The organism is Rhizobium sp. NXC14, from assembly GCF_002117485.1.
Lineage (GTDB): Bacteria > Pseudomonadota > Alphaproteobacteria > Rhizobiales > Rhizobiaceae > Rhizobium.
Map to the genome: position 1 here is coordinate 4,336,008 of NZ_CP021030.1, position 23,428 is coordinate 4,359,435.

General features: G+C 60.8%; 21 protein-coding genes and 1 pseudogene. 14 read left to right on the forward strand and 8 right to left on the reverse strand.

What is annotated here, in order from left to right:
- Positions 1–5 precede the first annotated feature (5 nt).
- A complete protein-coding gene (gene opgC / locus NXC14_RS21165) occupies positions 6–1,244 on the forward strand; it encodes an OpgC domain-containing protein (RefSeq protein WP_085779799.1) in 1,239 nt (412 codons plus the stop codon).
- Positions 1,245–1,368: 124 nt separating this feature from the next.
- On the opposite strand, the gene NXC14_RS21170 is transcribed toward opgC, so the two are convergent.
- The gene (locus NXC14_RS21170; protein WP_085779800.1) at positions 1,369–1,722 is read right to left on the reverse strand and encodes a VOC family protein; all 354 of its coding nucleotides are present in this window, start codon (positions 1,720–1,722) and stop codon (positions 1,369–1,371) included.
- 245 nt (positions 1,723–1,967) lie between these two features.
- Positions 1,968–3,731: a glucan ABC transporter ATP-binding protein/ permease gene (locus tag NXC14_RS21175; protein WP_085779801.1), complete on the reverse strand. Its 1,764-nt coding sequence runs from the start codon at positions 3,729–3,731 to the stop codon at positions 1,968–1,970.
- A 382-nt stretch (positions 3,732–4,113) separates the two neighbouring features.
- On the opposite strand from NXC14_RS21175, the gene NXC14_RS21180 reads away from it, so the two are divergent.
- The 3 genes from NXC14_RS21180 to NXC14_RS21190 all read left to right on the forward strand — a co-directional run bounded on the left by NXC14_RS21180 (position 4,114) and on the right by NXC14_RS21190 (position 9,270).
- Complete coding sequence (locus tag NXC14_RS21180) at positions 4,114–4,869, forward strand: LuxR family transcriptional regulator (protein ID WP_085779802.1); 756 nt, start codon at positions 4,114–4,116, stop codon at positions 4,867–4,869.
- A 174-nt stretch (positions 4,870–5,043) separates the two neighbouring features.
- Positions 5,044–8,508: a pyruvate carboxylase gene (pyc, locus tag NXC14_RS21185; RefSeq protein WP_085779803.1), complete on the forward strand. Its 3,465-nt coding sequence runs from the start codon at positions 5,044–5,046 to the stop codon at positions 8,506–8,508.
- A 189-nt stretch (positions 8,509–8,697) separates the two neighbouring features.
- Complete coding sequence (locus tag NXC14_RS21190) at positions 8,698–9,270, forward strand: NAD(P)H-dependent oxidoreductase (protein WP_085779804.1); 573 nt, start codon at positions 8,698–8,700, stop codon at positions 9,268–9,270.
- A gap of 56 nt (positions 9,271–9,326) precedes the next feature.
- Here NXC14_RS21190 and NXC14_RS21195 read toward each other — a convergent pair whose 3' ends face one another.
- The 4 genes and pseudogenes from NXC14_RS21195 to NXC14_RS33965 form a co-directional block, all read right to left on the reverse strand.
- Positions 9,327–10,088, reverse strand: coding sequence for an amino acid ABC transporter ATP-binding protein (locus NXC14_RS21195; RefSeq protein ID WP_085779805.1), 762 nt, complete (start codon positions 10,086–10,088; stop codon positions 9,327–9,329).
- The gene (locus tag NXC14_RS21200) at positions 10,085–10,765 is read right to left on the reverse strand and encodes an amino acid ABC transporter permease (protein ID WP_085779806.1); all 681 of its coding nucleotides are present in this window, start codon (positions 10,763–10,765) and stop codon (positions 10,085–10,087) included. The genes NXC14_RS21195 and NXC14_RS21200 overlap by 4 nt, the downstream gene beginning before the upstream one ends.
- A gap of 209 nt (positions 10,766–10,974) precedes the next feature.
- A complete protein-coding gene (locus tag NXC14_RS21205) occupies positions 10,975–11,748 on the reverse strand; it encodes an amino acid ABC transporter substrate-binding protein (RefSeq protein ID WP_085779807.1) in 774 nt (257 codons plus the stop codon).
- 153 nt (positions 11,749–11,901) lie between these two features.
- Positions 11,902–12,560, reverse strand: a pseudogene (locus tag NXC14_RS33965) (EamA family transporter).
- 205 nt (positions 12,561–12,765) lie between these two features.
- Here NXC14_RS33965 and NXC14_RS21215 point away from each other — a divergent pair.
- From NXC14_RS21215 to hisC, 4 genes are all read left to right on the forward strand, one after another.
- Entirely contained in the window at positions 12,766–13,542 is a 777-nt protein-coding gene (locus NXC14_RS21215; RefSeq protein ID WP_085779808.1) for a DeoR/GlpR family DNA-binding transcription regulator, read from the forward strand.
- 64 nt (positions 13,543–13,606) lie between these two features.
- Positions 13,607–14,800 (forward strand): MFS transporter, encoded by a 1,194-nt coding sequence (locus tag NXC14_RS21220; RefSeq protein WP_085779809.1) that lies wholly within the window; start codon positions 13,607–13,609, stop codon positions 14,798–14,800.
- Positions 14,801–14,895: 95 nt separating this feature from the next.
- On the forward strand, positions 14,896–16,146 hold the full coding sequence (ispG, locus tag NXC14_RS21225) for a flavodoxin-dependent (E)-4-hydroxy-3-methylbut-2-enyl-diphosphate synthase (protein WP_085779810.1): 1,251 nt from the start codon (positions 14,896–14,898) through the stop codon (positions 16,144–16,146).
- A gap of 16 nt (positions 16,147–16,162) precedes the next feature.
- Positions 16,163–17,224, forward strand: coding sequence for a histidinol-phosphate transaminase (gene hisC / locus NXC14_RS21230; RefSeq protein WP_085779811.1), 1,062 nt, complete (start codon positions 16,163–16,165; stop codon positions 17,222–17,224).
- Between the two features lie 8 nt (positions 17,225–17,232).
- Here the strand turns inward: hisC and NXC14_RS21235 are convergent, their stop codons facing one another.
- Positions 17,233–18,147: a polyprenyl synthetase family protein gene (locus tag NXC14_RS21235; protein ID WP_085779812.1), complete on the reverse strand. Its 915-nt coding sequence runs from the start codon at positions 18,145–18,147 to the stop codon at positions 17,233–17,235.
- Positions 18,148–18,283: 136 nt separating this feature from the next.
- Between NXC14_RS21235 and mtgA the strand changes: the two genes are divergently transcribed.
- The 5 genes from mtgA to NXC14_RS21260 all read left to right on the forward strand — a co-directional run bounded on the left by mtgA (position 18,284) and on the right by NXC14_RS21260 (position 21,391).
- Complete coding sequence (gene mtgA, locus NXC14_RS21240; protein WP_198175480.1) at positions 18,284–19,021, forward strand: monofunctional biosynthetic peptidoglycan transglycosylase; 738 nt, start codon at positions 18,284–18,286, stop codon at positions 19,019–19,021.
- Between the two features lie 96 nt (positions 19,022–19,117).
- The gene (locus NXC14_RS21245) at positions 19,118–19,840 is read left to right on the forward strand and encodes a DUF1868 domain-containing protein (protein WP_085779813.1); all 723 of its coding nucleotides are present in this window, start codon (positions 19,118–19,120) and stop codon (positions 19,838–19,840) included.
- Positions 19,841–19,853: 13 nt separating this feature from the next.
- Positions 19,854–20,501 carry a glutathione S-transferase family protein gene (locus NXC14_RS21250; RefSeq protein ID WP_085779814.1) on the forward strand — a complete coding sequence of 216 codons (648 nt, stop codon included), beginning with the start codon at positions 19,854–19,856 and terminating at the stop codon, positions 20,499–20,501.
- Between the two features lie 156 nt (positions 20,502–20,657).
- The gene (rpmF, locus tag NXC14_RS21255; RefSeq protein WP_085779815.1) at positions 20,658–20,843 is read left to right on the forward strand and encodes a 50S ribosomal protein L32; all 186 of its coding nucleotides are present in this window, start codon (positions 20,658–20,660) and stop codon (positions 20,841–20,843) included.
- Between the two features lie 140 nt (positions 20,844–20,983).
- Positions 20,984–21,391 carry a hypothetical protein gene (locus tag NXC14_RS21260; RefSeq protein WP_085779816.1) on the forward strand — a complete coding sequence of 136 codons (408 nt, stop codon included), beginning with the start codon at positions 20,984–20,986 and terminating at the stop codon, positions 21,389–21,391.
- Here NXC14_RS21260 and phaR read toward each other — a convergent pair.
- Positions 21,386–21,961 (reverse strand): polyhydroxyalkanoate synthesis repressor PhaR, encoded by a 576-nt coding sequence (gene phaR, locus NXC14_RS21265; RefSeq protein ID WP_085779817.1) that lies wholly within the window; start codon positions 21,959–21,961, stop codon positions 21,386–21,388. The two genes, NXC14_RS21260 and phaR, sit on opposite strands and share 6 nt — an antisense overlap.
- Positions 21,962–22,198: 237 nt before the next feature.
- On the opposite strand from phaR, the gene NXC14_RS21270 reads away from it, so the two are divergent.
- Positions 22,199–23,380, forward strand: coding sequence for an acetyl-CoA C-acetyltransferase (locus NXC14_RS21270; RefSeq protein ID WP_085779818.1), 1,182 nt, complete (start codon positions 22,199–22,201; stop codon positions 23,378–23,380).
- The last annotated feature ends 48 nt before the right edge of the window (positions 23,381–23,428 follow it).

The following is a 23,428-nucleotide window of genomic DNA, read 5'->3' on the forward strand; positions in this document are numbered from 1 at the left end:
CCCATATGGCAAGCACGCTGACCGAAGCCATCGGCGCCGAGCGCAGTTCCTCATCCGCAGCTGCGACGGGACGCGATACAAGGCTTGACGTGCTGCGTGGCCTAGCCCTGATCATGATTTTCATCAATCATGTGCCCGGACAGATCTTCGAATATGTGACGACGAAGAATTTTGGTTTTTCCGACGCCGCCGAGGCCTTCGTCCTGATTTCCGGCATCGCCGTCGGTCTCGCCTATGGTTCCCGCTTCAAGCCGGGCGGCCGCGTCAAGACGGCGATCAAGGCGGCGCGGCGTGCCTTCACGCTCTACCTTGCGCATATGATCACCACCTTCATGACGCTGGCGCTCTTCATCTGTGGTGCCTGGCTGTTCCACCGGCCGGGGCTGCTGGTCGAGATCAACATCCTGGCGGTTCTGATGAACCTGAAGGAAGGCATTCCGGCGCTGCTGCTGCTCGGTCACCAGATCGGCTACAACAATATCCTGCCGATGTATGGCGCATTGTTGCTGATGGTGCCGATAATCCTGCTCCTCAACGAGCGAAGCCCGCTTCTGGCGCTCGCGGTTTCCGGCACGGTCTGGCTGCTGGCCGGCATTTACGAAGTGGCGCCGCACAATTTGCTGATAGAGGGCTACTGGTTCCTCAATCCGCTCTCCTGGCAGTTCCTGTTTTCGATTGGCATTGTTTCGATCCTGCATATCAAGCGCGGCGGCACGATCCCGCGGCATCCGTTGTTGTTTGCGGCTGCCGCCGGCTATGTCCTGCTGTCCTTCGTCTGGGTAACCGGCCATCTCTGGATTTTCGGTAATTCGCTGGCAGCGCTTGGGCTGCCCACCGTCATCACCGGTTTCGACAAGACTTTCCTGTCGCTGCCGCGGCTGCTGCATGTGCTGGCGCTAACCTACCTCATCATCAGCATCCCGGCGTTCTCCCGAATCCTGCGGCGCCCCGCCGACCACCCGCTGACGATCCTCGGCCGCCATTCGCTGAACATCTTCGTCGCCGGCACGATCCTCGCCATGATCGGCCAGGTCGTGCTCTATATCACCAACAAGGATCCGCTGGTCGGCCCGTTCTTCGTCATCGCGGGCATTGCGACGCAATTCGCCTATGCCTATTATCTCGAGCACAAGCGCCAGCTGGGCAAAATCAAGCACAAGCTCGTGACGGAGATTGCCGCCGTCCCTGTGCCTGTGCGGGTCGGCGGAGCGGCAAATACCTATCGCCGCACCAATCGGAAATAGGGTCGACCGGTCTGATTGAACGGCCGCGGGCCTAGCGGCATCCCGAAGTCGCATTAAAAGCCCCACGGCATTGCAGCGCCTTTCGCGCGTCTGAAAAGACGCGCTGCGCTGCAATGCCGCCGGCTCAACTTTTATGAACGAGAATATTCACCAGCCGGTCGAAAGGATCGCGCACGTAGAAGCGCCTGACGGCCCAGGGTTCGTCGGCCGGACCGTATTCGATCGGAATGCCGGCGCCAGACATCGCCTCGAAAGCAGCATCGAGATCATCCACCTCGATGGAGAGATCGGGCACCGGAGTCCCGGAACCGCCTTGGCTGGCGACACTGAGCTGAACCTTCATGGAAGTATTCGCGCCGAACGTGACGATCCAGCCGAGATCCATCATCAGATCGAGCCCGAGAATATCCTGATAGAAGCGTTTGGCGGCCATGAGGTCGGGCGCCTGGATATTCGCAACGATGCGCAGGACTTTCATGCCGCTCTCCTGAGTATCGGGTAAGGACAAGAATTTAGAGGGGATCGGTAGCGAGATCAATCAGTCCCGCCGCCAGACACGTAGTGCCTCTGACGACATCCCCTGCGCCGCCTTCTGTCTCTACCCTTGCCTAGTAGGGGGTGGCCGGCGGGATAGAGGGAGCTACGCGGCCTGCCGCTCCCCAAGAAAAACAAAAGGCCGGAAGAGCGCCTGCCCTTCCGGCCTTATCCTGTAACCCGAAGCGCTCAGGCGGCTTCGGTGGTGTGGGCCTTGCGGACTTCCTCGTCCGTCAGGATGCCGCTGGCGCGCAGCAGCGCGGCGAAGCGGCCGTTGCTGTGGCTGAGCTCATCGAAGCCGCCCTGCTCGACGACACGTCCATCATCGAGGAAGAGCACCATATCGGCTTCGCGGACCGTCGAGAGGCGGTGGGCGATGATGAAGGTGGTGCGGTTCTGCCGCAGATTGTCGATCGCGGCCTTGACGCGCGCTTCGGTCTCGACGTCGAGCGCCGAGGTCGCTTCATCGAGCACCAGGATCGGCGCATCCTTGAGGATGGCGCGGGCGATCGCAATGCGCTGGCGTTCACCACCGGAGAGCTTGTTGCCGCGTTCGCCGACATGGGTATCGTAACGATCTTCACGGGTCTCGATGAAATCGGCGGCGGCGGCGGCTTCGGCAGCACGGCGCATGTCCTCCTCGCTCGCACCTTCGCGGCCGAGGCGAATATTGTCGCTGATGGAACGATTCAGCAGGCCCGCATCCTGGAAGACGGTAGCGATATGGCGACGGAGCGACTTTCGGGTCACCTTGGTGATATCGGTGCCGTCGACGAGGATCTGGCCGCCCTGCGGGTCGTAGACGCGCTGCAGCAGGTTGACCAGTGTTGTCTTGCCGGCGCCGGTCGGGCCGACGATGGCGACCGTCTGGCCTGCCTTCACCGAGAAGGAGACATTGTGCAGGCCCTGCGAGCTGTTGCCGAAGCCGAAGGAGACGTCGCGGAATTCAACCGCACCCTTGACGTTCTTGATCTCACCATTGCCGGCCGGCTCTTCACGATCGCGCACCGAATCCTCAAGCGTATAGAAATCCTGCAGCTTGGAGCGGGCCTCGAAGATCTGCGTAGCGAACTGACGCATCAGGTCGAGACGGGCAATCAGCAGGTTGGCAAAGCCAATGAAGGCAATGACGTCACCGACGCGCAGCTGGCCGGACTGGACGAGCATCGTGCCGATGATCAGAACCACCATCATTGCGATGGTCGAGGCCATGCGGTTCAGCGCGCTGGCGAGCGCCCACCAGTCAAGCACCGGATATTGCGCTTCGAGCAGGCGGTTGGCGAAGGACTTCAACGCCTTGGTTTCCGCTTCGATGCGGTTGTAGCTATGCAGAACGGAGACGTTGCTGATCGAGTCGCTGACATGCGAGAAGACGGTATGGTAGTGGTTTTCGACCGAAGCCTGGCCATCCTTGGTGCGGCTCATGACCACACGGCCGATCAGCCAATAGGCGATGCCAAGCACGATCAGCACGGCAGAGAGGCGCAAGTCCATTGATATTGCGGTCGGCACCAGCAGGGCAAGCGCAATGACCGTCGACAGGTGGTTGCGCATGAACTCAAGCCAGAGGCCGAACAGCGTCTCGCAGGCCCGCAGCAGCGTATGCAGCGCGTTGGAGGTGCCGCGCTGATGGTGCCAGGCAAGCGGCATGGAAATGATGCGCCCGAAGGCTTCCGTCAGCAGCGTTGCCCGCCGGCCATGGGCAAGCCGGTCGGCCTCGCGGGATACCAGAACGAAGGCGACAGTATTGAACACGGCGAAACCAGCCCACATGAAGAGGATGGGTTTGACTTCGCCCTTGCCCGATATCGCATCGATGATGCGACCGAACAGGATCGGTTCCGCAATGGTGATGGTCGCCAGAACAATGTTGGCGATAACGACCAGGGATACGCGGAGCTTGTAAGCGCCAAGATAGCGCAGAGCTCTTGCATAGACCTTGAATAGCGACACGTCTAACCTCTTGTGCATCTGCGAAAACGGGAATGGTGGGATGCTACAAAAGGCTACCTGAACCGGCGATTAACGGAGTATTCGGGAATCCGCCCGCCGGGTTGTTAACTTGATCGCGCGATCGCATCTGCGATGAAATTGAAGCTGCCTCAATAGGATAGAACAGAGAGACGTTCTCGGGCTCATCAGATTTTTCGGCAGCGGGGTCTGGCGCCGGAATTTCACCATGATTATATCTCGCAACAATTTGCGCTTGCATTTTAATCAATGTTTAGCGCAGCATTAAATTAGAGACTGCATTTTCTGCAGAAGACCGTTACGCGACCCATCTGAACAGCCGCCAACGGCCTGCGGGCATCTAGTCCGGACAAAGGCGCTATTTGTGAACATTAATTCTTTAATTCAATTGCTTGTAATTCTGGAAGAGTGCCCAAATCCGGACGCCGTCGTCACCGAACTCGAGCAGGCCCTCCACGGTTCCGGTTTCGAATATTACGGTCTGCTGCGACATTTGCAGCAAGGCCCAGCGCAGCAGAATATCGAATTGCGCGCCGCCCCGCTTGCCGGCCGCTGGCCGGAACAATGGCTACAGATATATGCCGCAAAAAAATATGTCCGGATCGATCCGATGGTGCGTTATCTCGCGCATGCGCAACGGCCTTTCCGCTGGCGGGAGAGCATGGCAGTCTTCGACGGTGACGTGCATCAGCGCCGCATGGAGCAAATGATGGTCGATGCCTTCGGCCACGGATTGGAGGACGGCTATCTCTTTCCGATTCACGGGCGCAACGGCATTCTCGGCAGCCTCAGCCTCGGCGGCAAGCCGATCGATCTGTCGCCGGTGGAAATCGCACTGCTTGAGGCCGTGGCGCGCAAGACCTTCTGGCGATTACTCGACCTGAAAGGCGAGGCCGAGGCGCTGGAAACGGTGCTGCCGACCGAGACGCCGCTGACGCGGCGCGAGATGGAAATCCTCCACTATCTCGCCGAAGGCATGACGTCGATGGAGATCAGCAAAATGCTGAAGATCTCAAACCATACCGTTGACTGGTATATGAACGGTCTGCAGGCCAAGCTGAAGGCAAAGAATAGGCAGCAGGCAGTGGCGCTTGCCTTCCGCCACGGCCTGATAAGCTAGGCTTTTCCTTATCCACTCCTTCGAATTCGCTGCATACTGGCGGCCGACATGCGCTGGCATGGCGAGAAAGTGCGTTTCGCAGTCGCAAGAGAAATTGAACTTCCTGTGACAAGAAGTTAAGAATTTTCTTCGCGGGTGCAGCATGCCCGTGTCTGAACGACGGAGGAGACCGTTTTGCCCATATCCAAGATACTCGTTGCCAACCGCTCCGAAATAGCCATTCGCGTGTTCCGCGCGGCCAACGAGCTTGGAATAAAAACGGTGGCGATCTGGGCGGAGGAGGACAAGCTGGCGCTGCACCGCTTCAAGGCGGACGAGAGCTATCAGGTCGGCCGCGGCCCGCATCTTGCCCGCGATCTCGGGCCGATCGAAAGCTATCTGTCGATCGACGAGGTGATCCGCGTCGCCAAGCTTTCCGGTGCCGACGCCATCCATCCGGGCTACGGCCTCTTGTCGGAAAGCCCGGAATTCGTCGATGCCTGCAACAAGGCCGGCATCATCTTCATCGGCCCGAAGGCCGATACGATGCGCCAGCTCGGCAACAAGGTGGCGGCGCGTAATCTGGCGATCTCCGTCGGCGTGCCGGTCGTGCCGGCGACCGAACCGCTGCCGGACGATATGCAGGAAGTCGCCAGAATGGCCGCCGAGATCGGCTATCCCGTCATGCTGAAGGCCTCCTGGGGCGGCGGCGGTCGCGGCATGCGCGTCATCCGTTCCGAGGCCGATCTCGCCAAGGAAGTCACGGAAGCCAAGCGCGAGGCAATGGCCGCCTTCGGCAAGGATGAGGTCTATCTCGAAAAGCTCGTCGAGCGCGCTCGCCACGTCGAAAGCCAGATCCTCGGCGACACCCACGGCAATGTCGTGCATCTCTTCGAGCGCGACTGTTCCGTTCAGCGCCGCAATCAGAAGGTCGTCGAGCGCGCGCCGGCACCCTATCTTTCGGAAGCCCAGCGCCAGGAACTCGCCGCCTATTCGCTGAAGATCGCAGAGGCGACGAACTATATCGGCGCCGGTACCGTCGAATATCTGATGGATGCCGATACCGGCAAATTCTACTTCATCGAAGTCAATCCGCGCATCCAGGTCGAGCACACGGTGACGGAAGTCGTCACCGGCATCGATATCGTCAAGGCGCAGATCCACATCCTCGACGGCTATGCGATCGGCACGCCGCAATCCGGCGTGCCGAAGCAGGAAGAGATCCGTCTCAACGGTCACGCCCTGCAGTGCCGCGTGACGACGGAAGATCCGGAGCATAATTTCATTCCGGATTACGGCCGCATCACCGCCTATCGCTCGGCCTCCGGCTTCGGTATCCGCCTCGACGGCGGTACCTCCTATTCCGGCGCCATCATCACCCGCTATTACGATCCGCTGCTCGTCAAGGTCACGGCCTGGGCGCCGAACCCGCTGGAAGCCATTTCCCGCATGGACCGGGCGCTGCGCGAATTCCGCATCCGAGGTGTGGCCACCAATCTGACCTTCCTCGAAGCGATCATCGGCCATCCGAAATTCCGCGACAACAGCTACACCACCCGCTTCATCGACACGACGCCGGAACTCTTCCAGCAGGTCAAGCGCCAGGACCGCGCGACGAAACTCCTGACCTACCTCGCCGACGTCACTGTCAACGGCCATCCCGAGGCCAAGGACAGGCCGAAGCCGCAGGAAAACGCCGCCAAGCCGGTGGTGCCCTATGCCAATGGCAACGGGGTGAAGGACGGCACGAAGCAGCTTCTCGACACTCTTGGGCCGAAGAAGTTCGGCGAGTGGATGCGCAATGAGAAGCGGGTGCTTCTGACCGACACGACAATGCGCGACGGCCACCAGTCGCTGCTCGCCACTCGCATGCGCACCTATGACATTGCCCGCATTGCTGGCACCTATGCGCATGCGCTGCCGAACCTGCTCTCGCTCGAATGCTGGGGCGGCGCCACTTTCGACGTCTCGATGCGATTCCTCACGGAAGATCCGTGGGAGCGGTTGGCGCTGATCCGCGAGGGGGCGCCGAACCTGCTCCTGCAGATGCTGCTGCGCGGCGCCAACGGTGTGGGCTACACCAACTATCCCGACAATGTCGTCAAATACTTCGTCCGCCAGGCCGCCAAGGGCGGCATCGATCTCTTCCGCGTCTTCGACTGCCTGAACTGGGTGGAGAATATGCGGGTATCGATGGATGCCATTGGCGAGGAGAACAAGCTCTGCGAAGCGGCGATCTGCTATACTGGCGACATCCTGAATTCGGCGCGGCCGAAATACGACCTGAAGTACTATACCGGCCTTGCAGTCGAGCTCGAAACGGCCGGCGCCCATATCATCGCTGTGAAGGACATGGCGGGCTTGTTGAAGCCTGCGGCTGCGAAGGTTCTCTTCAAGGCGCTGCGCGAGGTGACCGGTCTGCCGATCCACTTCCACACGCATGATACCTCAGGCATTGCGGCGGCGACCGTTCTTGCCGCGGTCGAAGCCGGCGTCGATGCCGTCGATGCGGCGATGGATGCGCTGTCCGGCAATACCTCGCAGCCCTGTCTCGGCTCGATCGTCGAGGCGCTCTCCGGCTCCGAGCGCGACCCCGGTCTCGATCCGGAATGGATTCGCCGCATCTCCTTCTATTGGGAAGCGGTGCGCAACCAATATGCCGCCTTCGAAAGCGATCTCAAAGGGCCAGCCTCCGAAGTCTATCTCCACGAGATGCCGGGCGGCCAGTTCACCAACCTGAAGGAGCAGGCCCGCTCGCTGGGGCTGGAAACCCGCTGGCACCAAGTGGCACAGGCCTATGCCGACGCCAACCAGATGTTCGGCGACATCGTCAAGGTGACGCCCTCCTCGAAGGTGGTCGGCGACATGGCGCTGATGATGGTCTCCCAAGACCTGACCGTTGCCGATGTCGTCAGCCCCGACCGCGAGGTTTCCTTCCCGGAATCGGTGGTGTCGATGCTGAAGGGCGATCTCGGCCAGCCACCGTCTGGATGGCCGGAAGCGCTGCAGAAGAAGGCATTGAAGGGCGAAAAACCCTATACGATGCGTCCGGGCTCACTGCTGAAGGAAGCCGATCTCGATGCGGAACGCAACGTCATCGAGAAGAAGCTGGAGCGCGAGGTCAGCGACTTCGAATTCGCTTCCTATCTGATGTATCCGAAGGTCTTCACCGATTTTGCGCTTGCCTCCGATACCTACGGCCCGGTTTCGGTACTGCCGACGCCCGCCTATTTCTACGGGTTGGCGGACGGCGAGGAACTGTTCGCCGATATCGAGAAGGGCAAGACGCTCGTTATCGTCAACCAGGCGATGAGCGCAACCGACAGTCAGGGCATGGTCACCGTCTTCTTCGAGCTCAACGGCCAGCCGCGCCGCATCAAGGTGCCCGATCGGGCCCATGGGGCGACCGGGGCGGCCGTGCGCCGCAAGGCCGAGGTCGGCAACGCCGCCCATATCGGCGCGCCGATGCCCGGCGTCATTAGCCGCGTCTTCGCCTCGCCGGGCCAGGCCATCAGCGCCGGTGACGTGCTTGTCTCCATCGAGGCGATGAAGATGGAAACCGCGATCCATGCCGAAAAGGACGGCACCATTGCCGAAGTGCTGGTCAAAGCCGGCGACCAGATCGACGCGAAGGATCTGCTGGTGGTTTACGGCGGATGAGCAAACGGCACGAAAGGTTTCGTCCGCCCGTCCTTGCCAAGTCGGGCTGATCACCCGATTGTGTAGAGCCAGGCTGTTAAAAGGCCGGCTTTTTCGAAAAGCGAATGGCCTCCTCGCCTTGCCCGGCGGGGAGGCTTTTTCGTAGACTTGCCTGCCTGCCTCTCCCAAGATCAATCAGGAAACAATTTCATGAGCAAATTGAAGATCGCTGTCATTGTCGGAAGCACTCGCATTGGCCGTTTCGCCGAACATCCAGCAAAATGGATTGCCGGGCTCGTCGGCCAACGCTCCGATCTGGAAGTCGAGGTTCTCGATCTTCTCGACTATCCCATGCATTTCTTCGGCGAAGAGCGCGCCACCACGGCGGAAAGCGACACCGCCGAGCGCTGGAAGAAGAAGCTGCGCGAATTTGACGGCTACATATTCACCGTTGCCGAGTACAATCATGCGCCGACGGCGGTTCTGAAGAACGCCATTGACCTCGGCGAATTCATTCAGAAGCCAGTCGCCTTCGTCGGTTACGGCGGCGTTGGCGGTGCACGCGCCGTCGAGCAGCTTCGGCTGATCTTCGTGGAAATGGGCGCCGCTTCGGTGAAAACGGGCGTGCACATCGCTTTCAGCGAATACCTGAGCGTGCTCAAGGAAGGCAAGAGCCTTGGCGATTACCCGCACCTCAACGAGGCGGCCAAGAACCAGCTCGATCAGCTCGTCTGGTGGGGCAATGCGTTGAAGGCGGCGCGTTCGGTCGTCACCTCGGCCTGAGGCAGGCCGCTTAAATCAAAAGCGTCTCACGTGAATCACGATTCACGTGAGACAGTTCAGATGTCGTATGTATGGGCGGCGTTGATCGTCGAGATGAAGCGCTTGGTGCGCTCGCGCTTAGGCGCGCTGAAAATAGCTTTCGCACTGCCGGTTTCGACCACGCTCCCGGCTTCCAGGAAGACGACGTCGTTGGCGATTTTCGAGGCGAGCCGGAGATCATGGGTGGCCATGACCATCGTCGTGCCTTCGCGGGCAAGCTGGCCCAGCACATCGACCACTTCCGCCGAAAGTTCCGGATCGAGCGCCGAGGTCGGCTCATCGCAGAGAAGCACCCGCGGCGACGGCGCGAGTGCCCGGGCGATTGCCACGCGTTGCTGCTGACCACCCGATAAGGTCGAGGGCCAGGCATCGGTTTTGTGCGCCATGCCGACCTTGGTCAGCAGTTCCATGGCGCGTTCGCGCGATTTCGCCTTCGGCCATTTTAGCACCGTGACCAGACCTTCCATGACGTTTTCGATCGCGGTCTGATGCGGGAAGAGCTGGAAGTTCTGGAAGACCATGCCGGTCTGACGGCGGATTTTCTGGATCGCCTGCCATCCCAAGCGTTTGCCGGGCGCGAAGGAAAGCTCTTCCTCACCGAGGCGGATCGCGCCTGATGTCGGGATTTCGAGCAGGTTGATGCAGCGCAGTAGCGTGCTCTTGCCACCACCGGACGGCCCGACGAGCGCGGTGACGCTGCCCTCGGGAATGCGGATGCTGATATCCTTCAGAATGACGGCATCGCCAAAGCGCTTTTCGATGTTGGAAAGCTCGATCATGCGTTTGCCTCCAGCATGCCGCCATAACGCGCGAAACGGCGTTCCAGCCGCACCTGCAGCTGCGAGAGGACGGAGCTGAGGACGAGATAGATCAGCGCCGCCTCGATATAAAGGATCAGCGGCTCGTAAGTGGTGGCGACGATGCGTTGTGCCGCCTGGAAGAGCTCCGGCACGGTGATGGCGGCGGCAAGCGAGGTATCCTTGACCAGCGAGATGAAGGTGTTCGACAGAGGCGGCACGGCGACGCGGCCTGCCTGCGGCAGGATCGTCCGGCTCATCGCCTGGCGCCAGCTCATGCCGATCGAATAGGCCGCTTCCCACTGGCCCTTCGGCACGGAGGAGATGACCGCGCGGATGATTTCGGAGCTGTAGGCGCCGATATTCAGGGTAAAGCCGATCAGGGCGGCAGGAAAGGCGTCGAGCAGGATGCCGATGCTCGGCAGCCCGTAAAAGATCACGAAGAGCTGGACGAGCAGCGGCGTGCCGCGAATGACCCAGACATAGAAACGGGCAATCGCCGCGACGGGCGCCGGTCCGAAAAGGCGGGCGATCGCCGTGATCAGGCCGAGGATCAGACCAAAGACGAAGGAGAGCAGCGTCAGTGGAATGGTGAAGATCAATCCCGCCCAGAGGAGCGAGGGAAGCGATTCCGCCATCAGTTGGAGCCAGTGCGGCAAGGGATATTCCCTCTCGTCGGTTGAGCAGTAATACTTCGAAATACCCCTCCCCAACCGCTTCCCACAAGGGGCAGGGACTTAATCTGCCTCCCGCGCTGCATGAAATGACCACCGAGCTGCAAGTCGGGACGTCTATTTTGAGGTGAGGCGGTCTCCCGGCCAAAGCCCCTCCCCCTTGTGGGGAGGGAGGGGAGTTTTTTAGACGAAGCTTACTTCGAGACGTCCTGGCCGAAATATTTGTCGGCGATCTTCTTGTAGGTGCCGTCGGCCTTGATTTCGGCGAGCGCCTTGTTGATTTCGGCGAGAAGCTCCGGCTCGTTCTTGCGGATGATGATGCCCGAGTAATCGGCATTTTCCTGCTCGGCGGCGATCTTTACCGGCGCGTCCGGCTTGTGCTTCTTGAAGTCGAGGAAGGACAGGCTGTCGTTGATCGTCGCATCGGCGCGTTTGGTCAGCACAAGCTGGATCGACTGGTCGAAACCATCGGTGCCCACGAGTTCGGCGCCGGATTCGGTAGCGATCTTGCCGAAGTTGCTGGTCAGCGACTGCGCTGATTTCTTGCCCTTCAGGTCGGCGAAGGTCTTGATGCTGTCGTCGCCGTCGCGGACGATCAGCACGGCCTTGGAAGCGATATAGGGCTCGGAGAAATCGTATTTCTGCTTGCGGGCTTCGGTGATGCCGACCTGATTGATGACAGTGTCGTAACGCTTGGCGTCGAGGCCGGCGATCAGGCCGTCCCACTTGCCTTCGACGAACTCGGCCTTGACGCCGAGCTTGGATGCGATGGCTTCGCCGATCTCGACGTCGAAACCGACGAGCTTGCCGCTTTCGTCATGATAGGTGAAGGGCGCATAGGTGCCCTCGGTGCCGATCTTGAAGACGCCGGCCGATTTGATGGCGGCGAGGTTTTCGCCCGCATCGGCGGGCAGGAGGGCTGCGGCCTGAATAAGGGCAGCGGTGGCGACGGTTTTCAACCAGTTCATTGTTCTATCCATCCTTGGGAGGTTGCGATCGGATGAGCGATACTTTGCAGAAAACTAGGGCGCCGGAAGCGTAGAAAACTGCGAATAAAAGCGGCAACTGCGAATATTTTTCTCAAACCGTCTTCTGAAGCATCAATTCCATGGAAACGGGCATCACACCGCGGCCCGGCGGCGCAGCCTTTCGCTGACGATGGTGATCAAACCGCCGCCGAGGATCATCGCCGCGCCGCCGACGACATTCGGCGGTGGGATATCGCCCCAGATCAGATAGCCGAGGATGAAGGCCCAGACGAGGGACGTATATTCGAACGGCGCAAGCACGGAGACGGGCGCTTGTCGCATTCCCTCGAAGAGGGCGAACTGCGCACAGCCGGCGACTACGCCGGTTGCGATGAGAAGCGCCAACTGCGTCATGTCGGGTGTCTGCCAAGTGTAAGGAACGGCAATGGCATGACGTCCTCCTTCAGAACGAAGCATGCAAGCAAGGTGCCGACGACGGGTGCGGCGTAATAAAGCGTGGTGACTTCGGCCAGTTGCAGGCGGCTTGCGGCGGAGTAGTAGGAAAGCCAGGCGCAAAGGAGAAGGATACTGCGTGCGATCATTGGTTTGATGATCGGCAATGTCATTGTCTGACGGATGAGCCTGACGCGACCATAGGCGAGACAACCGAGCAGGATCGTCAGGCTGCGGAAAAACAGGATCTGCCAGACGGGAATGCTTGAAGTCAGGATCTTGATGACCGCATCATGGAACGTGAACGCCATGTAGGCAAGGCTCGTGAGCAGAATGCCCAGGCTGACGGAATTTTTCACGGGGACGCACCAGGGGGCAGGATTGCCGGCGGTAATCGGGAATAGTGGATCGATAATCCTGCCTTCTGGGCGGTCAAGAGTTAGTTCGCCCGGTGGTGGCGCTTTGTATCACCGCGTCAGAAAGTGTGTGATCGCGCATATTGCCTGCACGGTCGTAAACGGTTATGCACGTTTTCCATACTTCACATGCAGATTCGGTAGGAACATGCAGGAATTTCTGTTACGAGAGCGCCAAGGCGTCATTTCCGAACGGCTGCGGCTGAATGGCCGCGTGCTGGCGGCGGAACTTGCGCTTGAATTCGGCGTCTCCGAGGATACGGTGCGGCGCGATCTGCGTGAGATGGCGGCAGCGGGCCTCTGCGAGCGGGTCTATGGCGGCGCGCTGCCCGTTTCGCCGGCGCATGGAAGCCTGACGCAGCGCACGGGATTTGCCGCCGACCGCAAGCAGGCCTTGGCGCGGGCTGCCGCGAAGCAGATCACTGCCGGTTCGTGCGTGTTTTTCGATGCCGGCAGCACCAATCTGGCGATTGCCAACGCCCTGCCTGCCGAACTTGAACTGACGGCTGCGACCAATGCGCCGGTGATTGCCGCAGCGCTGATCGACAAGGCGGCCGTCAACGTCATCCTGATCGGCGGCATGGTGGACCGGCAGACAGGTGGAGCGCTCGGCGCCAAGGCCTTGCGGGATATGGAGCAGATTTCGCCCGATCTCTGCATTCTCGGCGCCTGCGGCATCGATCTCGAGGCCGGCATCACCACCTTCGGATTCGAGGATGCGGAATTCAAGCGGTTTGCAACATCGAGAAGCAAAAGGGTTATGGCGGCGGTAACCTCGGAGAAATTCGGCACGGCTGCGCCCCACAGCATCCTTCCGGTTGCGCATTGCGAATGCCTGGTCGTCGAGCACGATGCCGATCCCGCCATTCTTGCGGGTTATCGCGAGCGCGGCTGCCGGACCGTCATCGCCGAAAAAACGAACTGAGCCGTCGTCACGGAGTTTAGAAAAAGCGGGCGCTCCCAAGCCCGATAGCGAGGAAAGACCGAAAATGGACAGTCATGTGAATGCGCCGTCGGGGGTCCGCAGCGGCTTCATTACCAGAAGCAGGGCAGCGGTTTCCCTGCTCTTTCTCATGAACGGCTTTGTCGTCGGCTGTTGGGCACCGAAGATTCCGGATTTTGCCGAGCGTCTCGGGCTAAGCAAGTTCGAGCTCGGGCTGATGATCATCGTCTTCGGTGTCGGCTCGCTGGTCATGATGCCGATCGCCGGCGCGCAGATCGCCAGGCACGGCTCTCGCGTCGTTGTTCGGGCAACCGCCGTCTGCGTGCTGCCGCTGCTCCTGGCTCTGACGCTCGCCCCGAATGTGTTTACCGCGGCAATCTCGCTCTTCCTGTTCGGCGGCTTCATCGGCGCCATGGATGTGGCGATGAACGCCAATGCGGTGTCCGTCGAAAAATCCATGCGCCGGGCCATCATGTCATCCTGCCATGCTTTCTGGAGCCTCGGCGGCTTGATCGGCTCGGGCCTCGGCGGCATCGTGATTGCCAAACTCGGCGTTCTCGGCCATGCCCAGCTCGCGACTGTGCTGGCGGCGATCTTCCTCGCTGTCGCCTGGCCGATGATCCTTGCGGATCCGCCCCATCCCGATGCCAAAAAGGAGAAGACGAGGCTGCCGATGGTGCCGCTGCCGTGGCTGCTCGGCTTGATGGCGCTGTTCTCCATGGTGCCGGAAGGCGCGGTTCTGGATTGGGGTGCGCTCTATCTCCGGCAGGACATGGATGCGTCGGTGGCGCTTTCCGGTCTCGGTTTCGCAGCCTTTTCGGCGACCATGGCGACCATGCGCTTTGCCGGCGACCTGGTGCGCGACCGCCTCGGAGGGGTCAAGACACTGCGCATCTGCACGCTCTTTGCCATCGTCGGCATGTTGCTTGCAAGCCTTGCGCCGGACGCTGAGATCGCCATTCTGGGCTTTGCCCTTTGCGGCATCGGCATTTCAAACATGGTCCCGATCGCTTTCTCGGCTGCGGGCAATATACCCGGTCTCAAACCCGGCATCGGTATCTCGGTGGTTACGACGATGGGCTATTCCGGCATGCTGGTCGCGCCGTCGCTGATCGGCTTCGTTGCCGAACATATCGGCTTTGCCGTCGTCTTCATGGCGCTGCCGGTGCTGCTGTTGTTCGTTCTCATGTTCTCCAAGCTGGCCCATTATGCCGATGGGGTCTCCGGAGGCGGCCACTGAGCGCCTCCAAACAAAAGTGATATAGTCGGCGGTTGACAAGCAGCCGGGCTTGATCCACCTGAAAGGCACTGTTTCTAGGGGTGCAAGAACTCTGCATGTTGTCAGCCGCCGATTTTGATCCGAAACCGCGCCGCGCTTCCGTCGCCGTCGATGTCGGCGGCGTCATCGTCGGCGGTGGTGCGCCGATTGTCGTGCAATCGATGACGAATACGGATACCGCCGATATCGATTCGACCGTTGCGCAGGTCGCCGCCCTGCACCGGGCGGGTTCGGAACTGGTGCGTATCACCGTCGACCGCGACGAGAGTGCCGCCGCCGTGCCGAAAATCCGCGAGCGGCTGCTGCGGCTCGGCATGGACGTGCCCCTGATCGGCGACTTCCACTATATCGGCCACAAGCTGCTTGCCGATCATCCTGCCTGCGCCGAAGCGTTGGCGAAATACCGCATCAATCCCGGCAATGTCGGCTTCAAGGACAAGAAGGACAAGCAGTTCGCCGAGATCATCGAGATGGCGATCCGCTTTGACAAGCCGGTACGCATCGGCGTCAACTGGGGCTCGCTCGATCAGGACCTGTTGACGGCGCTGATGGACCAGAACGCCGAGGCCGGCTCGCCGCTGTCGGCCCGGCAGGTGACGCGCGAGGCGATCGTGCAGTCGGCACTGCTTTCGGCCGCCCTTGCCGAGGAGATCGGCTTGCCGCGCAACCGCATCATCCTGTCGGCCAAGGTCAGCCAGGTGCAGGACCTGATCGCCGTCAATTCCATGCTCGCCGAACGTTCCGATCACGCGCTGCATCTCGGCCTCACCGAAGCAGGCATGGGCAGCAAGGGCATCGTCGCTTCGTCGGCTGCCATGGGCTTCGTGCTGCAGCACGGCATCGGTGATACGATCCGCGTCTCGCTGACGCCCGAGCCGAACGGCGACCGTACCCGCGAGGTCCAGGTGGCGCAGGAAATCCTGCAGGTCATGGGCTTCCGGCAGTTCGTGCCGGTCGTCGCCGCCTGTCCCGGCTGCGGGCGCACGACCTCGACGGTCTTCCAGGAACTGGCCCAGAACATCCAGAACGACATCCGCAAGAACATGCCGGTTTGGCGCGAGAAATATCCCGGCGTCGAGGCGCTGAACGTCGCCGTCATGGGCTGCATTGTCAACGGACCGGGCGAAAGCAAACATGCCGACATCGGCATCTCGCTTCCCGGTACAGGCGAGACGCCGGCCGCTCCCGTTTTTATCGACGGCAAGAAGGCGCTGACACTGCGCGGCCCCAATATCGCCGCCGACTTCGAGGCGCTTGTCGTCGACTATATCGAGAAGCGCTTCGGCCGGCGGACGGCTGCGGAATGAAGGCCCGCGCGTTCGAATGAGCCGGTATTGGTCTGATAATGTCAGCAAGCTTCGGCCCTACGTCGCGGGGGAGCAGCCTCGTATTCCCGGCCTGGTCAAGCTCAATACCAATGAGAATCCCTACGGGCCGTCCCCAAAGGCGATCGAGGCGATCAGGCAAGCGACAGACGACCGGCTGCGGCTCTACCCCGATCCCGCCGCCACCGAATTGCGCGAGGCGATCGCCGCCCGTTTGGGGCTGACGAGCGAACAAGTGTTCGTCGGCAACGGCTCCGACGAGGTTCTCGCGCATACGTTCCAGGCGCTGCTGAACCACGATCTGCCGCTTCTCTATCCCGATGTGACTTACAGCTTCTATCCGACCTATAGCCTGCTATATGGCGTCGAGACTATCGAGATACCGCTCGACGATCGCTTCCGGATCCAGCTGTCCGATTACGACAGACCGTGCGGCGCGATCATCATCCCGAATCCGAACGCGCCGACGGGTATCGGCCTGCCGCGGACCGGGATCGAGACGCTTCTTGCTGCTCATCCGGATGCGGTCGTCGTGATCGACGAGGCCTATGTCGATTTCGGCGGCGAAAGCGCAGTGCCGCTCATTTCTCGCTATCCGAACCTTTTGGTCATCCAGACCTTCTCGAAATCTCGTTCGTTCGCAGGTCTGCGCGTTGGCTTCGCACTGGGGCACCGGGACCTGATCGAGGCGCTGGTGCGCGTCAAGGACAGCTTCAATTCCTATCCGCTCGATCGCCTGGCACAGGTCGGGGCGACGGCGGCGATCAGAGACGAGGCTTGGTTCGAGACATGCCGGCGGAAAATCATCGCCAGCCGGGAAAACCTCGTCCGGGAGCTTGAGGCACTGGATTTCGAGGTGCTGCCGTCGCAGGCGAATTTCATTTTTGCGAGGCACGCAAGCCGGCCGGGCGTTGCACTTCTGACCGAGCTGCGGGAGCGTGGCGTCCTCGTCCGGCGTTTCGCCGAGCCGCGCATTTCGGAATTCCTGCGCATCAGCATCGGCACCGACGAGGAATGCGCCCGCCTGGTTTCCGCCCTCAAAGAGATATTGGCGGCCTGACCTTCGCCTCAGCTCTTGCGGTCGGCGATGAAATGCGCAGCGGCGGTGAGGGTGGAGGCGCGCGCCCCGTAGGGGGCGAGCAGGTCCTCGGCATCGCGCACATGCCGGCGGAGCTCGGTCTCGGCCCATTCCATGCCGTGAAGCGCCACCAGCGTTCCCTTGCCGCGGGCCGCATCCTTGCCGGTCGCCTTGCCCATGGTCTCAGCATCCGAGGTCAGGTCGAGGATGTCGTCGGCGAGTTGGAAGGCGAGGCCGATCTTTTCGCCAAAGGCACGCAGGCGGCGGCGATCTTCGGGCGGGCTTGCCGCGATAATGGCGCCCGCCTCGCAGGCGAAGCGGATCAGCGCGCCTGTTTTCATCGCCTGCAGACGGATGATGCCGGCTTCGTCGGGAGCCTGCTTTTCCGCCGCCAGATCGAGCGCCTGGCCGCCGGCCATGCCGCCGAGACCGGCTGCGCGGGCGAGCGCCAGCACTAACGCCGCTTTGCTCGTATCGGGAAGGGCGGTTTCCGGCGCGGCAACGATGTCGAAAGCATAGGTAAGCAGGCTGTCGCCGGCGAGGATCGCGGTGGCTTCATCGAACTTGACGTGCACTGTCGGTTTGCCGCGGCGCAGGTCGTCATCGTCCATGGCCGGCAGGTCGTCATGCACGAGAGAATAGCAGTGAACGCATTCGAGTGCGGCGCCGACCCGAAGGGCCGCCTGCACATCGCCGCCGAGAAGGGCCGCACTTTCGGCCACAAGGAATGGGCGCAATCGCTTGCCGCCATTCAGCACGGCATAATGCATGGCGCTGCGCAGGGTGTCAGGCCTGACGATTTCATCGGAAAGAGGGCTCGGCGAAAGCAATGTATCGAGCAGCGCCTCGATTTCGCGGGCGTTGTCGCTAAGCCTCGTCTCGAAAGTGTTCCGGTTCGCGTCCATGGGGGCGCTGTTTGGCATGGGGCATCGGGGCTTGCAACGGAATTGTCGATGACTGCCGCAAGATTTCCCTTGTCCTCTGGCATAAGCGGCTCGCAGGCGTTATGAGAACGAAAGGGAGCGAAATGGGCTGGGGACATTGGATATAGCGACGGAGAGAGAGGATATCGCCGACATGCCGGCCCGTCGGCGATGGTTCGAAGATCGGCCTGTGCTGAGACGCGTCGGTCTTGCCGTTCTGGCCGTGCTGATCGTTCCTTACGCGCTGATCTTCCTCTACCTGCTGCCCTTCATCCATCCCGTCTCGACGCTGATGCTGCGCGATCTGGTGCTGCTGCGCGGCTATGACCGCAGATGGGTGTCGCTGGATGAGATCTCTCCGGTCCTGGTGCAATCGGTGATGATGTCGGAAGACGGTCAATATTGCTTCCACGGCGGCGTCGACTGGGCAGAGATGCGGATGCTGGTCGAGGACACGCTGAAAGGTCAGGCGACACGCGGCGGCAGCACGATCCCGATGCAGACGGCCAAGAACCTCTTCCTCTGGAACAGCCGCTCCTTCGTGCGCAAGGCGATGGAGCTTCCCCTCGCCGTCACCACGGATTTCGTCCTGTCGAAACGGCGGCTGATGGAAATCTACCTCAATATCGCCGAATGGGGTCCGGGCATTTACGGTATCGAGGCGGCGGCCCAGCATCATTTCAAGGTGCCAGCTTCGAAGCTGACGCGACGCCAGGCATCGTTGCTTGCCGTCTCGCTGCCGAACCCGATCGACCGCAATGCGGGCAAGCCTGGAAGGGGCCTTCGCCGGCTTGCCGGCGTCATCGAGAGGCGTGCGCAGGGTTCGGGCGACTACATCAAGTGCATCTATGAATAAGATCAGAACTTGTCATTAGAAGCGGTGGCCGTCATCTGACATTCTTGGTTCTGCCGTATGGGCGAATGCAATCCAACCAGAGCCCCCGAGTCGCCCATGACCGCCCCGACCTTTTCTCCCGAACTTCTCCTTTACTCGAAGACGCACAATCAAAACCCACCTGCCCATCTCGGCAGCCGCTATCGCAGGATCGGCGGTTTCCTGCCCGAAGCCGGCAACACCATCGTCTGTCATCCCGAGAAAGGTTCAACGACGCTCACGGCACTGATCGAGGCGCGTGAAAAATATCTGGCGATGCCAGAGGCGTCGCAATTTCTCTTCACGCCGATCTCGAGCCTTCACATGACGCTTTTCGAAGGCGTCATTGAGACCAGGCGCCGGCAGGACTGCTGGCCTGAGGACCTCCCTCTCGACACGCCGATCGACGACATGACCGCGCGGCTGGCCGCGCGTCTCGACAGTTTTTCGATGGCCGAGCCCTTCAATGTCGGGGTCATCGGTGCTCGTCCCTCGGGTCTGCTTGTCGATGGGGCGACGGAGAAGGACCGCAGGATCATGCGCGCCTGGCGCGACGCCTTTGCCGATCTTCTCGGCTATCGGCAGCCGAACCATGCGGACTACAAGTTCCACGTCACTTTCGCCTATCCTATCGACTGGCTGGAGGACGAAGCCCTGCCGCGCTGGCAGGCGATGCTCGACGACGTGGTCGAGGACGTCAGCCGCAAAGTCCCCGTTTTCGAGCTGACGCCACCGGCATTCTGCGTGTACGAGGACATGAACCATTTCCACGAACTGCTGATCTTCGATTTCGATGCCTGAACGGGAGAGGCCTATGGACAGACCGACGCTCTACATCGCCAACAAGAATTATTCTTCCTGGTCGTTCCGGCCGTGGATGGCGCTGACGAGCGCCGGCGTCGATTTCGAAGAAATCCTGATCCCTTTCGATGATGCGGGCGGCAATCCCAAGATCAAGGCGATATCGCCGAGTGGCCGGGTGCCGGTCCTGCAGCATGGCGCGTTGAAGATCTGGGAATCGCTGGCGATCATCGAATATGCCGCCGAGCTTTATCCGGACGCCGGCCTTTGGCCGCGCGCCCGTGCCGAACGGGCACTCGCCCGTTCTGTTTCGATGGAAATGCTCTCGAGCTTCCGAGCCCTGCGCAATGCCTGCCCGATGAATATTCGCCGGCCGAAGGGGACGATCGCATTGCCTGACGACGTCGACGCCGATGTCAGCCGTATCGAGACGATCTGGCGAGACCTTCTGCAGAAATCCGGCGGGCCGTTTCTCTTTGGGCGCTTCAGTGGCGCGGATGCGATGTTTGCGCCTGTGGTCAACCGGTTTGACGTCTATGATCTCGTCAGCCGGGAAGAAACACTCACCTATATGGAGACGATGAAGGCGCATCCGGCCTGGCGGAAATGGGAAGAGGCCGCCCGGGCCGAGCCTTGGATCGTGGCGGAAGACGAGGTCTGAGGCTCGAATCATCGGCCTCGCAAAAAATACGCATGGGGACTGGTCAAGGCCGCCCCTTGCATGTATAAGCGCGCAAAATTTCCGAAATCGCGACATGTCCGTTTCGGCCGCCAGTCTGGCCGTGGGAATGTTTTGCCCGCAAGTGGAGTAAGAAAAATGGCTGTACCGAAGAGAAAAACGAGCCCGTCCAAGCGCGGCATGCGCCGTTCGGCTGATGCGCTGAAAGCTCCGACCTACGTCGAAGACAAGAATTCCGGCGAACTGCGCCGCCCGCATCATATCGATCTGAAGACCGGCATGTATCGCGGCCGTCAGGTTCTGACGCCGAAGGAAGGCGCGTAACTTCCGACCGGCTCGTCTGATCGCAAGTTTCAAGGCCGGCTTCATGCCGGCCTTTTGCATTTCGGCAAGATAATATTTGCAACGACTTGCAGTAGGACAGCGGATTGCGGCAGTATTCTTGCCGCGCAAGGAGATTGCCGATGGTAGCCGCAATGCCGCTGATGATTATTCCGTTTATTCTTTACAATCTGGCGATGCTCGGCCTGATGGGCGGCGGCGGCATCGCCGCCTTGCAGCATGACATCATCGTGCTGTCGATGCTCTCGGGCGCGATCTGGAGCATGGCGCTTGGCGATCTCTTCATTGTCGTCGCCCTCGTCGTGTTGTTCTTCGAAATCCTGAAAGCAACGCGAACCGGGCCCGGCAACCTGCTCAATCACATATTGTCGATGCTGGTCTTCATCGCCTTCCTGGTCGAGTTCCTGCTCGTCCAGGACGCTGCGACGCAGGTGTTCTTCATTTTGATGACGATCGCTCTGATTGATGTGATCGGCGGTTTTGCCGTTTCGATCCGGAGCGCCGGGCGGGATGTTTCGATCGGACTATAGGTTGTCGAGTTTATTCTGGAGAGCGCGGAGCTGCTCCTTCAACTCGTCGATGTCCTTAGCCTCGGCCTTGCGGCTTTCCTTGGCCGCTGGCGGCGCCATGAATGGCGAAAACATCTGCATTGCCTGCTGAAACAGCTCGGTATTGCGGCGAACCTGGTCCTCGACCATCTGCATCGGCAATTGCAGGTTCTTGCCGAGCGGCGTCTCGCCAAAGGCGCGGTTTACCTGTTCGCGCATCTGGGCCTGCTGTTCGCTGAAGGCGCGCATCGAATGTTCGAGGAAGCTCGGCACGACCATCTGCATCTGGTCACCGTAATAGGTGATGAGCTGGCGCAGGAAGGAGATCGGAAGCAGCGTATTGCCGGTTTTCGATTCCTGCTCGAAGATGATCTGCGTCAGCACTGAATGGGTGATGTCGTCCCCGCTTTTTGCGTCCTGGACGGTAAAGTCTTCGCCCTTCTTCACCATCTCCGCCAGATCTTCCAGCGTCACATAGGTGCTGGTGCCTGTATTGTACAGGCGGCGATTGGCGTATTTCTTGATGACAATCTGACCCTCATTCTTCGCCATATCAGTCTCCTGAACCCCCGTCTGATTTTGGATGTTCCTCCACTTCAGACTGTAAACGCAAAAGAAGGCCGGTGACAATCTCTTTGTGCGTTGCGGCAAACCTTTAGCAGATCAAACGAATCGGCCTTGACGGCTGCCGCCGAAAAATGGCGGCGACCGGTCTTCCCGTTTGACTTGTGCTCAAAGCTTTGCCAGTTTCCCCTTATGTAAGTAAGACGAAAAACGAGGAGCCACCCCATGAGCAATTCATCCATCGTCATCGCCAGCGCAGGTCGGACAGCAGTCGGCTCGTTCAACGGCGCTTTTGCAACGGTCCCCGCGCATGAACTCGGCGCGGCCGTCATCAAGGGCGCGCTCGCGCGTGCCGGTGTCGATGCCGGCGAGGTGGATGAGGTGATCCTCGGCCAGGTGCTGGCCGCGGGTGAAGGCCAGAACCCGGCCCGCCAGGCGGCGATCAAGGCCGGTATTCCCAAGGAGGCAACGGCCTGGGGCGTCAACCAGCTTTGCGGCTCGGGCCTGCGAGCCGTCGCGCTCGGAATGCAGCAGATTGCCACCGGCGATGCCAGCATCATCGTTGCAGGCGGCCAGGAATCCATGTCGATGGCGCCGCATGCTGCGCATTTGCGCAGCGGCACGAAGATGGGCGACATGAAGATGGTCGACACGATGATCAAGGACGGCCTGACCGACGCTTTTCACGGTTACCATATGGGCATCACCGCCGAGAATATCGCACGGCAGTGGCAGCTGTCGCGCGCTGACCAGGATCAGTTCGCCGTCGCCTCGCAGAACAAGGCTGAGGCCGCGCAGAAGGCCGGCCGCTTCACCGACGAGATCATTCCCTACGTTATCCAGACGCGTAAGGGCGACGTGACCATCGATTCCGACGAATATATCCGCCACGGCGCGACGCTTGAGGCGATGGGCAAGCTTCGTCCGGCCTTCGACAAGGAAGGCACGGTTACCGCCGCCAATGCCTCCGGCCTCAACGACGGCGCTGCCGCCGCCGTGCTGATGAGCGAGGCGGAAGCGGCGCGGCGCGGCATTCAGCCGCTTGCCCGCATCGTTTCCTGGGCAACGGCGGGCGTCGATCCGTCCATCATGGGCACCGGCCCGATCCCGGCGTCGCGCAAGGCGCTCGAAAAGGCCGGCTGGTCTGTGAACGATCTCGATCTCGTCGAGGCCAACGAAGCCTTCGCGGCACAGGCTTGCGCTGTCACTAAGGATCTCGGCTGGGATCCGTCGATCGTCAACGTCAATGGCGGGGCGATTGCGATAGGCCATCCGATCGGCGCCTCCGGCGCGCGCATTCTCAACACCCTGCTGTTCGAGATGAAGCGCCGCGGCGCGAAGAAGGGCCTCGCCACGCTTTGTATCGGCGGCGGCATGGGCGTCGCCATGTGCTTTGAAGCACCTTAAACAGCATACGATCCGTCATTGGTTAAATGCCGCCACGAGCAGGCGAAA

Coding starts and splice junctions, on each gene's coding strand:
- NXC14_RS21220 (WP_085779809.1), top strand. CDS start 13,607: ATGGACAGTCATGTGAATGCGCCGTCGGGGGTCCGCAGCGGCTTCATT.
- NXC14_RS21205 (WP_085779807.1), bottom strand. CDS start 11,748: ATGAACTGGTTGAAAACCGTCGCCACCGCTGCCCTTATTCAGGCCGCA.
- rpmF (WP_085779815.1), top strand. CDS start 20,658: ATGGCTGTACCGAAGAGAAAAACGAGCCCGTCCAAGCGCGGCATGCGC.
- NXC14_RS21170 (WP_085779800.1), bottom strand. CDS start 1,722: ATGAAAGTCCTGCGCATCGTTGCGAATATCCAGGCGCCCGACCTCATG.
- opgC (WP_085779799.1), top strand. CDS start 6: ATGGCAAGCACGCTGACCGAAGCCATCGGCGCCGAGCGCAGTTCCTCA.
- phaR (WP_085779817.1), bottom strand. CDS start 21,961: ATGGCGAAGAATGAGGGTCAGATTGTCATCAAGAAATACGCCAATCGC.
- NXC14_RS21270 (WP_085779818.1), top strand. CDS start 22,199: ATGAGCAATTCATCCATCGTCATCGCCAGCGCAGGTCGGACAGCAGTC.
- NXC14_RS21250 (WP_085779814.1), top strand. CDS start 19,854: ATGGACAGACCGACGCTCTACATCGCCAACAAGAATTATTCTTCCTGG.
- NXC14_RS21190 (WP_085779804.1), top strand. CDS start 8,698: ATGAGCAAATTGAAGATCGCTGTCATTGTCGGAAGCACTCGCATTGGC.
- NXC14_RS21195 (WP_085779805.1), bottom strand. CDS start 10,088: ATGATCGAGCTTTCCAACATCGAAAAGCGCTTTGGCGATGCCGTCATT.
- hisC (WP_085779811.1), top strand. CDS start 16,163: ATGAGCCGGTATTGGTCTGATAATGTCAGCAAGCTTCGGCCCTACGTC.
- NXC14_RS21260 (WP_085779816.1), top strand. CDS start 20,984: ATGGTAGCCGCAATGCCGCTGATGATTATTCCGTTTATTCTTTACAAT.
- NXC14_RS21235 (WP_085779812.1), bottom strand. CDS start 18,147: ATGGACGCGAACCGGAACACTTTCGAGACGAGGCTTAGCGACAACGCC.
- ispG (WP_085779810.1), top strand. CDS start 14,896: ATGTTGTCAGCCGCCGATTTTGATCCGAAACCGCGCCGCGCTTCCGTC.
- NXC14_RS21215 (WP_085779808.1), top strand. CDS start 12,766: ATGCAGGAATTTCTGTTACGAGAGCGCCAAGGCGTCATTTCCGAACGG.
- NXC14_RS21245 (WP_085779813.1), top strand. CDS start 19,118: ATGACCGCCCCGACCTTTTCTCCCGAACTTCTCCTTTACTCGAAGACG.